Source organism: Paenibacillus sp. FSL R7-0331, from assembly GCF_000758645.1.
GTDB lineage: Bacteria > Bacillota > Bacilli > Paenibacillales > Paenibacillaceae > Paenibacillus_AQ > Paenibacillus_AQ camerounensis.
In genome coordinates, this window is the sequence record NZ_CP009284.1 from 6,690,130 (window position 1) to 6,702,660 (window position 12,531).

The following is a 12,531-nucleotide window of genomic DNA, read 5'->3' on the forward strand; positions in this document are numbered from 1 at the left end:
TTAGACTTGATTGTACTGGCAGGAGATGAAGTTATTTTTGTATCCGCTTGTAATGTGCTCACTGTTCATTCTCCTCTCTTTTAATAGATATCATTCAGTTTCTTGGAAACGTAGAAGTAGATCAGGGTAATCAGCCCGACGATAACCGCAGTTGTGAAGCCGACCGCACTACCGTAGCCGAACTGCTGGATGCTTGAGCCTCCGCTCGATACCGGGAAGAACAGCTTATACAGATAGAGGTACATGACTTCCGTTTTGCCGTAAGGTCCGCCCTCGGTCAGCACCATAATGCTCTCGTAGCCCTTCAGCGATACGGTGATCGCCAGCATGATAATCATCTGCAGCACGGGTCCCAGCATAGGTACGGTGATGCTCCACATTTTGCGCAGCGGGCCCGCCCCGTCGATGGAAGCCGCTTCATACAGATCCTCAGGAATATTCTGCAGGCCTGCGATAAAGAGCAGCATATAGTTCCCGATCGCTCCCCAGATGGCAATGATGATTGCAGTCAGCAAAGCATATTTGGCACCCAGCCAGTCAATTGGAGAGGATATAATGCCTGCCCCCAGCAGCAGCTGGTTCACCATACCGTTGTACGAGTTGAAAATAACATAGAAGACAATCGCCATTACCGAAGCACTGATTACGGTAGGCATGAAATAAATCGCCCGCAGCAGCTGCCGGCCCTTGAGTGCCCGGTTAAGAACCACTGCCAGTATGAACGACAGCGGGATCGTAATGATCAGCTTGCCGCCTGCGTAGATAAAGGTGTTGACTACCGAATGCCAGAAATCTTTATCGCGGAACAGACGTTCAAAATTGTCCAGACCGATGAAGAGCGGCGTGCCGAAGCCCTGATAATCATAGAACATGTACTTTAAAGCCCAGAAAACGGGATATACCCCAAATATCAGTGTCAGTATCAGGCTGGGCGCAACAAAGGTCCAGGCGTTTATTTGACGTTTCGTTCCATTCATTGATTGTTCCTCCTGTCTATTCGGCTTGCGCTTATATCCTAATGATACGTCCCTGTGCAGAGAGACCGTTAGGGAGAAAGCAACTGCGCCAAGGGGGAGAAATTCACTTTTCTTTATCTTGTAAAATAAGTCGGATTGTCCCCTCCCCTGTGCCTGTTTATCCATCCCTGATGAACCCGCAGTACAGCTATACTTATGGAAGAAAGCAGATTGGGAATACAATCGGATGAACAAGGGAGGCTTACATTTAACGATGAGCTCAGCATATAAAAGCACTACTGAAGCGCGCCCCTTCGGCTGCTATAATCACGGACAGCTGGACGGGATCCGCAGCAGAATAGACCAGCTGCCGGCAGCGGCGCAGGAATACGCCAGACAGCGGGAGCTGTCGGGACAGTTTGCCGCGCGCGAGGCTGCGGCCCCGCTTTACCGGCTCGGCGTGTTCCGGGTCGAGCCGTTCGTCTTCAAGGCCCCGGCAGGGGCAGCCATGCTGAAGCTGTCCGTGCATATCCGGGGCCGGGGCGTTGCCCGGATCGGCGGCGTACGGCTGACGCATTCCCAGCTCGGCCTGCCGGTCACGCTTCAGAACGGCAGCCTCCGGCAGGGGCTTGACGGCTGGACGCAGGAGCCGGGAATCGGCAGCAATATCCGGCTGGAGCAGCTGCCCGGCGGCGGGAGCGGCCTGCAGCCCTCCGGCGTAACGCCGGCGGACGGCGCAGCGGAGGAAGAGGTCCGGTGCGTACGCATCCGGAACGAAGCGGAGGACAGCCTGGCGGTGCTGCGTTATGAGGAGCTGCTGCCGGTATCAGCCGGCGGGCATTACGGCATCCAGACCGAGCTGAGTCTGGAATCGCCGCTGGTTAACGGCGGGATTGCTGCCGGCGTTATGTTTATAGATGCTGCGGGGCAGCCGCTGGGCGCAGAGCTTCTCTCGCCGCTCTTTAACCGGCACACGCTGACCAACTGGGCCTATCTGCTTGAGGCGGCCGGTGCAGATGCCAACCTCTATATGGCAACAGGCGAAGACCAGTATGCGGGGCTTGCCAAGCGCAAGCTGCAGTATATGCTGGCTGATATGCGGCAGGGTATGGATATTTTCCGCCGGGACGGCTGGCATGACGATGACACCTACGGTGCGGTTCATATCGGCCGGGGATTAGCTGCCGTCTCGGTTATCTATGACCAGATTGCCGCAAGTGAGGCGGTCTCGGCGGAGGAGTCAGAATCACTGCTGGCCAATCTCCGCTACATCGCAGCGATGATGATGGATACGGCCTACTACCGGTTCGATCTCCCTACCTTCCCGGATGAGAAGGGCGGCATGCGCAGCAACTGGAATGCCGACCGGGCAACAGGGCTAGGCATCTATGCCCTGCTCTTCCCGCAGGAGCCGGAGAGTGCCGCTTATCTGGAGCATGCCTGCTCCGTAGTGGACTGGCAGCTGGCGGAGGTGGTTGACGGGGACGGGGCATGGCCGGAGAATGTCCGGTACCACGGCGCGGTGCTGCACCGTTATTTCCTGTTCTTCGTGCTGCTGAAGCGTCTGAAGGGCACCGATTATTTCCGCCGCGGCAAGGTCAAGGCGATGTACCGCTTCCTGCTCGGCATCGTGACGGCAGAGGACGTGATCCAGGGCGGTGCGGACGGTGCACCCGTTCTGCTGACCCCGGCCGTCGGTGATGCCAACGTGCAGGAGAAATGGTTCCGCCTGCTCGGCTACGCCGCCCCGTTCTACACGGAGGAGGACCCGCAGCTGGCGGCGGAGATGGTCTGGACCTGGAAGCGCGGAGGCGCACCGGTCCAGGATACCGGCGCGTTCCCGCTGCCGCTGGTCGCGCTGCTCTATCCGCAGCCGGAGCTGCCGGAGCAGATGCCGGAGCTCGGCTCCGTGCATTATCCCGGCATCGGCTATGTCATCTTCCGCAGCGGGGAGCAGAACCTGCAGCATTATGCCATCTACGAGGCATCCCCGCTGACCTATCACGCCCATCATGATGAGGGCCACTTCTCCATCTGGGCGAATGGGGTGCCGCTGACCCTCGATGCCGGGACCGGCGGCTATTACAACGGGGACCGGCACTGGTATGTATCCGGTGCTGCGCACAACATCGTCCAGTTCGCTGACGGCTCCGGCGGCTACGCGGACGGCCCGCTGAAAAGCGTCTGCCGGGAGGTCAGCTTCACGGAGGAGCTGGATTACGCAAGAAGCCTCATCCCCGATGTGCATGCCGATGAGTATGAGCGGCATTTCCTGTACATCAAGGCAGGCTTCGATGCTTACCTGGTCTGGGACCGGATTGAAGCCACGGCGGAGAGCGTCTGGAATCTGCATACGCTGAGCAGCAGTGCAGAGATTACGGAGCAGGCCATTGACGCCGCCGGCCTCGGCGGCATGCGGCTCCATGCGCAGATCGCCGAGCCGCTGCGCCCGGCCGTCACTGCCGGTGAGGGCGCTGTCGGCGGAGCTTACCCGCTGGCTGCGCAGCAGCACTTCCGCGTGCACGGCCGCGCCGGCGAGGACTTCGTCGTGCTGCTGCATCCGCACGCCGAAGGGACGCCAGCGCTCCGGCTGGAGCCGCTGGCGCTGGAGCCCGCGGACGCCGCTGACGGCGTGCGGCTGTATAAGCTCAGCCGCGCGGACGGCGGCTGGTGCGTCGCCGCCATTAACGGCTCCGGCGTGACCCGACGGGTCAGTGTTCCCGGCGGCGCAGCGCTTCGCGTGCTTGGCGCCGAGCAGGCCGCCGAAGGCACGGCTGCTGAAGCGTTAGAGCATGCAAAAGAGGCTGCTGCTGCCGGAACCTTGATTCTTGAACCGGGGGCAATCCGGATCGCTATTCCGCAATCAAGCTGACCAGGGCAAAGCTCTATTGCAGTTCGTGCAATAGAGCCGGCTCAAACTGGCCTCAATAACGGAACTGCTGCACTACGTACAATTGATCTGGCTGACAAGCGCTCATACGAGCACTATTCCTCAATTCAGCTGTACAAATTACAATAGAATCAAACCTTAAAGGAGGCAATTTATTATGAGTAACCTTGGAGTATGGGAACCGGCGGAGCCGGGAGTTAAGCGCTGTATTCTGAACGCGGCGGCAAGCCTGATGATGATGGAGGTTCATTTCGAGAAAGGTGCCGAGGGCTATGAGCACAGCCACCCGCATGAGCAGATGAGCTACTGCCTGCGCGGAAGCTTCATCTTCCGCATCGACGGCACAGAGCATACCGTATCGGCCGGCCAGAGTATCGCCATCCCGTCAGGCGCCAAGCACGGCGTTACTGCGCTTGAAGCTGACTCAGCGCTGCTGGATGCATTCACACCGATCCGCGAGGATCTGCTGAAGCGTTAAGCTGAGGCAAAGGTAGAAGTAAGGTTAGCAATGGGGGCGGAACGAGCGGATTTTAGGCGCTGTTCCGCACAGAATCCGGGGAGCGAATATATAGTTGGATTATCGTTCACCAACATTGGCGAACCTCCACTCAGGTTGCTCAGCAAGCTCCCGTAGAGCGATACGGTAACGCGGCTGTCAGCATGTCTGCTCTTAACTGCTCTTAGCTACACTTAGCTGCTCTTAACTGCTCTTAACTGCTCTTAACTGCTCTTAGCTGCACTTAGCTGCTCTTAACTGCTCTTAACTGCTCTTAACTGCTCTTAACTGCTCTTAACTGCTCTTAACTGCTCTTAACTGCTCTTAACTGCTCTTAACTGCTCTTAACTGCTCTTAGCTATACTTAGCTGCTCTTAGCTACACTTAGCTGCTCTTAGCTGCACTTTGTACAACTATTCTTAGCTTATTTACCCGCACCAGCCGCATAACTGCATTCCGTACAACTAAATCTGCCTAAAATGCTTTAAAATCAGCCTGCCACGCCATTTTAGCTGCACAAAGTGCAGCTAAAATGGCAAAGAGCCAAATAACAGGCGTTTTAATTGTACAAAGTGCAATTAAGTTGAAAAGTGCGGCATCCGCCCTGAACACCCGGCGCCTGCCAAACAAAGCAAATAACGCCTGTCCGGATATACCGGACAGGCGTTATTTCTATTCCAGGTTCGCATGCTTACCGAACATCTGGGTGGTTGTCTGGCCGGTCCATTCCATCAGGCGCAGAATGACGGCATCGTAGAACACCAGCAGCGTCTGCTCAAAGAGCGAAGCCATCGGCTGGATGGTGGCCCGCTCACCGCTGGCCTCCTTTGTTGCACCGGGCAGCTGCACGGTGTAATCGGCCAGCCTGCCAAGCGTGGATTCCGGCGCGATTGTGACCAGCGCGACTGCCGCGCCGATGGCCTTGGCCTTCTCAGCCATGGCCACCAGGCCCTTCGTCTCGCCGGAGCCGGAGCCGAGCACCAGCACATCGCCGGCTTCGATTCCGGGAGTCACGGTCTCGCCGACGACATAGGCTGCCCGGCCGGCGTGCATCAGCCGCATGGCGAACGCCCGGCCCATCAGGCCGGAGCGGCCGGCGCCGGCCACAAAAATCTTGCCCGAACGCTGCAGCAGCTCAGCGAACGGCTCCGCTCCGCCGCCATCCAGCTCCGCCGCCGAACGCTGCAGCTCTCCTACAATCTCCTGTGCGTAGCCCGCAGTATCCATAGAGGATTAGGCCTGGCTAACGAGGCGCTTCATTTCAGCAGCTGCTGCTTTCTGATCGCTCTCCCCGGTGATTCCCCCGCCTACAATGACAAGATCAGGTCCGGCTGCGATGACTTCCGGCAGAGTGCTCAGCTTGATGCCGCCGGCAATCGCTGTTTTAGCCTGCTTAACCACACCTTTGATCGCCTGCAGGTCGGCAAAGGAGTTCTTACCTTCAGCCTGATGGTCATAACCGGAGTGAACACAGACATAGTCAACGCCAAGCGCATCTACTTCGGCAGCACGGCCGGCAATATCCTTAACGTTGATCAGGTCAACCAGGATCTCGCGTCCGGTTTTTTTAGCTTCCTCTACAGCGCCTTTAATGGTGGAATCGTCAGATACGCCAAGCACCGTTACGATATCAGCACCTGCTTCTGCCGCCTTCATTACCTCATAGCCGCCAGCGTCCATAATTTTCAGGTCAGCAAGCACAGTCAGCGCCGGAAAAGCTTCCTTGATCGCTTTTACCGCATGCAGCCCTTCGTTAATGACGATTGGAGTACCGATTTCAACCACATCAATAAATTCAGCAACCTCCGAGACGATTTCCTTGGCTCCGGCGATATCAACAAGATCAAGCGCTAATTGCAATTTCATATATAGTAGCTCCTTTTTCGGTATAGTTTTGTAAGTTCTGGACTTAGTGTAAGTTCATACAGTCGAAAAAGGAAGTAGGCACTTTCCCGTGATGTAGTTACCCGGAGGATACTATTGGACCGGATACGGCTTCATTCAACGGTAATGTTGAAAGAAACCCCGCCATCCTTTTCATTATTTTCGTGAAAAATACTGCAATTTCATAAAAGCTGTGCTAACATACATTAGGTTTGGAAATAAACTTGTGTGACAGTAATGATCCGAAGAGGTGTACCGATGAAAACGAAAGATTCACAGTTCAATCTTGTTAAGCTAACCTGGCCGATTTTCCTGGAATTATTCCTGTTCATGCTTATGGGCAGTGTAGATACCTTTATGATCAGCTCTGTGTCGGATGATGCGGTATCAGGCGTCGGAGCGGCGAATCAGATTATTACCATGGCCATTTTGATCCTCAGTGTTATCGGCAATGGTGCGGCTATTGTCGTCTCGCAGTATCTAGGCTCCCGTAAGCCGCTGGAAGCAGCCAACGTAACCGGCAATGCCATAACGCTGAACCTGCTCGTAGGTATTGTTCTCAGTGCAGTGCTGCTTTTATTCGGCGGCCATCTGCTGACTGCCCTGAACGTGCAGGGGGATATTCTTGTCCATGCCAAGGTGTACATAAATATTGTCGGCGGCGGGATTTTTCTGCAGGCACTGCTAAATGCGCTGGCTACCACCATCCGTACCTACGGCTTCACCAAGCAGACCATGATGGTTTCGCTGCTGATGAATGTGATTCACGTAATAGGCAACTATATTCTCATTTACGGACATTTTGGACTCCCGGCACTAGGCGTGCAGGGCGCTGCCATCTCTACGGTAGCCAGCCGGCTGATTTGTCTTGTCCTGTTCTTCCTGCTGCTCTATCAGATCATGGAAGTAAAGGTCAAGTGGAGCTACTATATCTCCCTGTCCAAAAAATACGTGATGCAAATTCTTAAAATCGGCATCCCGGCCGCTTTTGAATCGATTACTTACCAGTCCTGCCAGCTTGTGTTCACCTTGTACATCACTTACCTCGGCGCTGAAGCCATGGCTACCCGCCAGTACGCACTGAATATATCCAATTACATCTACCTGTTCAGTGTAGCTGTATCGATGGGAACCTCCATTATCGTCGGCCACCTGGTAGGGGCCAGGCAGACGAAGGCAGCCTACAGCCGGGTATTTGCCAGTGTAAAATGGGCCCTGCTCGTCACTGTCGTAATCGATGTGATTGTCATCGCGTTCCGCGTTCCGCTGTTCGGGCTGTTTACCGATAATGAGACTATTATTATGATGGGTGCGCAGGTCATTCTGCTCAGCTTCTTCCTGGAGACAGGCCGCACCTGCAATCTGGTTATCATCAACTCCCTGCGCGCCTCCGGCGACGCCAAGTTCCCGGTATACATGGGCCTGATCTCCATGGTCTGCATGAGCCTGCCGCTCGGCTACGTGCTCGTGTTCCAGATGAACATGGGACTGGCCGGAGTCTGGATTGCCACTGCTTTTGACGAATGGGTCAGAGCCGTCATTATGTACTTCCGCTGGAAGAGCAGAGCCTGGGAGAAGCACGGCCTGATCCAGCATGATACTGATGTGCAGCCTGCGGCCCCTTCCCCTGCCCCGGCTCACTGATCTATACACAAAAGGCGGCCCGCCAAGGTATATGTACCTGACGGGCCGCCTTTTTGCGTATATAATAAATCCCATATTTCCACATAAAACGGTTCCCTTCCCGATTCGATGTAAAAGAGTGCGCGTACGCAGGTACGGCATTTTTCCAATCACAAAAAGCCTGCTCCTCTGAAGGAACAGGCCCGTCCGTCTGCAGCTTATCTGATTGAGATGCCCTTTTTGATTGCTTTCATCTCGTGATTTGTGTTCACAAGCATAGGCAAAATTTTCATACTGCGGGTCATCGGGGAATTACACTGCCAGCAGGTCGGGACATATTGAAACGCAAAATTGTCACGCATCCAGCCGGTGCAGCCCTCTTTTGTACATGACCAGATCGCTGTAGACTCCTGCGGCAAATCTTCCTGAGCTTTTTTGCGAAAATACATAAATAAACCCTCCCCAAGTATAATCTCATCTTTCGTGTAATCTACACAGAAACCTAAGGCAAGGGCTCATAATAAAATACCCCCGCAAAGTGCAGCCTTCTCATGAAGCTGACTCAGGTACTTTGCAGGGACCCCAAAACAAATATGTTCTATTCTTCAAAAAAAAGCTGCCCTCAACAGATGTTAAGGACAGCTTCTTCGCTTGTTAGCGTATTACAGTTTTACAACGTTTTCTGCTTGTGGTCCACGAGCGCCCTGAGTTACGTTGAACTCAACGCGTTGGCCTTCGTCCAAAGACTTGAAGCCTTCACCAGTGATTGCGGAGAAGTGAACGAATACGTCGCTTCCACCTTCAACCTCGATAAAACCGAAACCTTTGTCTGCGTTGAACCATTTAACTGTACCTGTTTGCATTTGTATTACCTCCAATAGTTTATTTAACACATGTCCTTTTATTCTTACGTAGTGTACGAACAAATAAAAATTCACACATTGGAAAAGGATCATACGCACAAATGATAACCTTTTACAATATGTGAATTAAGGGTTAAATTTATGATTAACAACATCATATCACGTAACGTTACCAAAAGCAAATTAAACTTTATAATTAATTCCAAAGAGCTAAATATGCCGTACAAAACGGCCCAGGAAAGCTGCTGTGACTCAGGAATTCACGGCCCTGCAGCAGCCCTCCGGCCCGGTAGTGCCTTCTAATCAATATAGCCGGCAAGGCCCTTATCCATCAGATAATCCATTTCGGCATCAAGGATGGTTTCAACGGTCAGCTCGTCCAGCTTTACATCGCGCTGGCCCGTTACATAATCGACCAGATCATCATTATCAATATCAATCTCGCCCTTGCTGTCGGCTTTGGCATTATTGATAAAGGTCTGCTCATGCTTCAGAACCAGCTTGATCAGCTTAGGGTCCACCTTCGTCTTGGCGGCCAGCACCTCCAGCAGCTCTTGTTCATTTACTTTATCGCTCATTATATTCAGTCACTCCTTAGTATTACATCATCTGCAATGGCGCGGGAATGCGCCATGAATATCTATTGTAGCATACCGCTGTACCCGGTGCTCCTGCCTCATCTCCACCAGCGGATGGAAGGGTAGAGGTCAGCTCCTACTTGCACCGGCTCACCAATTCTCGGCGTGGCCAGCCGCAGCCCCTGCTGCTGCGCCGCACGCAGCACCCGCTCTACAGGATCGGTCCAGTCGTGCATGGCGAGGGTGAAGGCTCCCCAGTGAATCGGGATCATCAGCCTGCCCCGCAGATCAAGCTGCGCCTGGACGGTCTGCTCCGGCATCATGTGAATATCTGCCCACCGCCGGTCATATTGCCCGCATTCCATCAGCGTCAGGTCGAACGGGCCGTACCGCTGCCCGATTTCGGCGAAATGCGGGCCATAGCCGCTGTCTCCGCTGAAGAAGACCTTTTCCTGCCCGCCCTGAATAATCCAGGAGCACCACAGAGTAGTATTGCGGTCCAGCAGACTCCGCCCGGAGAAATGCCTTGCAGGTGCACTGGTGAGCGTCAGACCCGCAAAAGATATGTCCTCCCACCAGTCCAGCTCGCGGATACGTTCTGCGCTTATCCCCCACCTTCTCAGATGTGCGCCTACGCCAAGCGGGACGATGAACAGGGAGGCTTTCTGCTTCAGCTGCCGGATTGTCCCGTAATCCAGATGGTCATAATGATCATGGGATAATACAACCGCGTCAAGCTGCGGCAAATCCGCCAGTTCAATGGGCAGCTGCCTGCTGTAGCGCTTACCGCCGATGAAGGGAAACGGGGATGGTGCACGGCCCAGCATCGGGTCAAGGAAAACGGCAGCTCCTGCGATCTCCAGCAGAACCGCTGAATGCCCGAACCAGGTAGCTCTGGTGTCCTTGTCCTGCCGGATGGAGCCGGTCAGCAGCGGCTGGGGCTGAAGCGGCTGCTTCGGCCTGGAATTGGGATTGCCTTTGATGAAGTCCCTGAGGATCGACAAGCCTCCCTCCGGGGCAGCTTCAGGTGCAGGCGTCTCAAAGGGATAGATGAACTTGCCCTGGCGGTATTGCAGCGAACGGCTCCTTAGTTCACGCTCGGCCCTCGAGCCCCGGCCGCCAAAGGCCGGATACAGGCTCATGACGATATAAGCAGCGGCAACCAGCGCCAGGATGGACGCTGCAATAATGATGATAACGGTCATTCGGTTGTCCTTCTCTCTTACTGAATTAAGATTATGGACATATTATACGGCGCTGTACCCGCCCGGGCAAATGTAGCACTTAGCAGGTCTTATCCGTTCCAGCCGGGGATTTGCCGCAAGTCACCGCTCAGGATCTCCACTGTGCTGTTAGCCGGAATACCGCGCGGAGAAGAGGCTGTCTCTATATAACAGGAATCAATGCCTACAGCATTAGCTCCGGCAATGTCGGTCCGCGGATCATTTCCGATCATGACTGCCGAGCTCAGATCAGCGACGTAATTCTCCGCCAGATAACGGTAAAATAAAGGATCAGGCTTGCTCACACCTGCTTCCGAGGAAATGGCGATTCCGTCGAACAGGTGCAGGATGCCCAGCATCGTCAGCTCCGCTTCAATAAAGGTTTTCTGGCCGTTAGAGAGCAGGAAGACCTTTTTGCCCCGGCTTCTCAGCCGCCCGAGAATCTCCGCCACTCCGTCATACAGAGAGATATGAATCATGGATAAGGTCCGCATCCAGCGCACGGTTTCATGGAGCCATGCCTGCCCGGGCTCCCCGCCCAGATCACGGGCTACAGTCCGGAACACCTCTTCCATTACGAAATCCGGATATTCACAGCGCTCTGCTGCTGCAGCAAGCTGCCGGTCCCGCTCTGCCACATACTTCTCCTTCAGCTCTGCACCGGTAATATTCATACCTTGATAGCTGAAATGCAGGGACAGCCGTTCCCACACCTCCGGGTGCTCTTCATCCGTCTCAATATCAATCAGGGTGCCATACAAATCGAAAATATACGTATCGTACATATCTGCTTTCCCCTTTCTGTATCCCTTTTTCTCACACCAAGTGTACTACAAATGAACAGTCAAACTGAATAACGATGCAACAAAAGCGGCTCCGCTGCCGTTTAGTACATGACAAACAACTGACAAACTCAACCAAAGGAGCTTACAACTATGAGTACATCCCTAAAAACAAGTGCAGTCCTGCTAACCCTATCCCTGGCCCTGTCTACCGGAGCTGTTTCTGCCGCTCCTGTTATTACTTCCCTCAGCACAGGCACAACGCCGCAGGCGGCCGGCACTGCTGCCGTTAAGACATTCGCAATCGAACTGAACGGTTCCGCCATCGCAGAGCAGGCCTTCCAGCCGTCCGGCGCTGTTGAGCCGCTTGTCCCCCTGCGCGCAGTTGCGGAAGCCCTGGGCTTCACCCTTACCTGGAACCAGGCCGGTAAAACAGCAGAGCTGAACAAAGGCAATATTGTCACCACTGTTAAGAGCGGCGAAGACCGTTATACCGTTAATAAAATGAACACTACACTCGGAACAGCACCGCTGACGAAGGAGAACAAGCTGTATGTTCCCGCCTCCTTTGTGAGCAGTGTACTGCAGCAGACCCTTTCCGTGGAGGGACAAACGATCGTGATCGCCTCAGCAGCAGAGCATATGACGGGGACTGGCGTTATTACAGCCATCAATGCAGACGCAAAGTATCCGTCCGTTCAGATTAGAGGCACCGGAACATCAGGCCTCGTGCTTAATGTAAGCAAGGATACCGCCTTTCAGAAGGCTGACGGCACCAAGCTGACCTTTGATGAATTGCAAATCGGCATGACCATTGAAGCGGAGCATGCCTTATTCTCCACAAGAAGCCTGCCGCCGCAGAGCCCGGTTTATCAGATTACTGTGCTTGATTCTGCGCAGCCGGCAGATTTGCTGGGAACAGAAGGTACTGTAGAGGAAATAAAGACCTCGCAAGACGGGACCTCCATGATCCGCATTAACGGGTCCGGCCTGACTGAAACGTCCCAGAGTGAAATTATACTCAACCTGTCCAAAGATACTGTTATTGTCAATGAAAGCGGCGAGCCTGTAGAGGCCGGAGCAGTTGTACAGGGCACACAGGTCATCGGCTTCTATGGCCCGATGCTGACCAGAAGCCTGCCGGCTATCGGGACAGCCTGGAAGATTGTTGTAATAACCGCAGCGCAGGAATAATACGCACACAAAAAGAACCGCCGGTCCCGTCAGAATGACGGT

The 12,531-nt window shown here is 54.3% G+C and carries 12 protein-coding genes; 4 read left to right on the forward strand and 8 right to left on the reverse strand.

Translation table 11 applies throughout. The features are described 5' to 3' along the window. Window positions 1-80: 80 nt before the first annotated feature. Entirely contained in the window at window positions 81-977 is an 897-nt protein-coding gene (locus tag R70331_RS29110) for a carbohydrate ABC transporter permease (protein ID WP_042181576.1), read from the reverse strand. A 253-nt stretch (window positions 978-1,230) separates the two neighbouring features. Between R70331_RS29110 and R70331_RS29115 the strand changes: the two genes are divergently transcribed. Continuing rightward, a complete protein-coding gene (locus R70331_RS29115; RefSeq protein ID WP_042181578.1) occupies window positions 1,231-3,828 on the forward strand; it encodes a heparinase II/III domain-containing protein in 2,598 nt (865 codons plus the stop codon). 175 nt (window positions 3,829-4,003) lie between these two features. Beyond that, window positions 4,004-4,324 (forward strand): cupin domain-containing protein, encoded by a 321-nt coding sequence (locus tag R70331_RS29120; protein ID WP_042181580.1) that lies wholly within the window; start codon window positions 4,004-4,006, stop codon window positions 4,322-4,324. A gap of 690 nt (window positions 4,325-5,014) precedes the next feature. Here R70331_RS29120 and hxlB read toward each other — a convergent pair. Both hxlB and hxlA read right to left on the reverse strand, forming a co-directional pair. Beyond that, entirely contained in the window at window positions 5,015-5,569 is a 555-nt protein-coding gene (hxlB, locus tag R70331_RS29125; RefSeq protein WP_042181582.1) for a 6-phospho-3-hexuloisomerase, read from the reverse strand. A gap of 6 nt (window positions 5,570-5,575) precedes the next feature. After that, window positions 5,576-6,208, reverse strand: a complete 633-nt coding sequence (gene hxlA, locus R70331_RS29130) for a 3-hexulose-6-phosphate synthase (protein WP_042181584.1) — start codon at window positions 6,206-6,208, stop codon at window positions 5,576-5,578. Window positions 6,209-6,484: 276 nt separating this feature from the next. Here hxlA and R70331_RS29135 point away from each other — a divergent pair, with 276 nt between their 5' ends. Beyond that, entirely contained in the window at window positions 6,485-7,870 is a 1,386-nt protein-coding gene (locus R70331_RS29135; protein ID WP_231576374.1) for an MATE family efflux transporter, read from the forward strand. A 197-nt stretch (window positions 7,871-8,067) separates the two neighbouring features. Here R70331_RS29135 and R70331_RS29140 read toward each other — a convergent pair whose 3' ends face one another. The 5 genes from R70331_RS29140 to R70331_RS29160 form a co-directional block, all read right to left on the reverse strand. Further along, complete coding sequence (locus R70331_RS29140) at window positions 8,068-8,298, reverse strand: cold-shock protein (protein WP_042181586.1); 231 nt, start codon at window positions 8,296-8,298, stop codon at window positions 8,068-8,070. Between the two features lie 213 nt (window positions 8,299-8,511). After that, window positions 8,512-8,712, reverse strand: coding sequence for a cold-shock protein (locus tag R70331_RS29145; protein WP_036722718.1), 201 nt, complete (start codon window positions 8,710-8,712; stop codon window positions 8,512-8,514). A gap of 299 nt (window positions 8,713-9,011) precedes the next feature. Then, on the reverse strand, window positions 9,012-9,290 hold the full coding sequence (locus R70331_RS29150) for a hypothetical protein (protein ID WP_042181589.1): 279 nt from the start codon (window positions 9,288-9,290) through the stop codon (window positions 9,012-9,014). A gap of 98 nt (window positions 9,291-9,388) precedes the next feature. Continuing rightward, window positions 9,389-10,495: an MBL fold metallo-hydrolase gene (locus R70331_RS29155; RefSeq protein ID WP_042181591.1), complete on the reverse strand. Its 1,107-nt coding sequence runs from the start codon at window positions 10,493-10,495 to the stop codon at window positions 9,389-9,391. Between the two features lie 89 nt (window positions 10,496-10,584). After that, window positions 10,585-11,298: an HAD family hydrolase gene (locus R70331_RS29160; protein WP_042181593.1), complete on the reverse strand. Its 714-nt coding sequence runs from the start codon at window positions 11,296-11,298 to the stop codon at window positions 10,585-10,587. A gap of 150 nt (window positions 11,299-11,448) precedes the next feature. Here R70331_RS29160 and R70331_RS29165 point away from each other — a divergent pair, with 150 nt between their 5' ends. Continuing rightward, window positions 11,449-12,489, forward strand: coding sequence for a copper amine oxidase N-terminal domain-containing protein (locus R70331_RS29165; protein WP_042181595.1), 1,041 nt, complete (start codon window positions 11,449-11,451; stop codon window positions 12,487-12,489). Window positions 12,490-12,531: the final 42 nt, after the last annotated feature.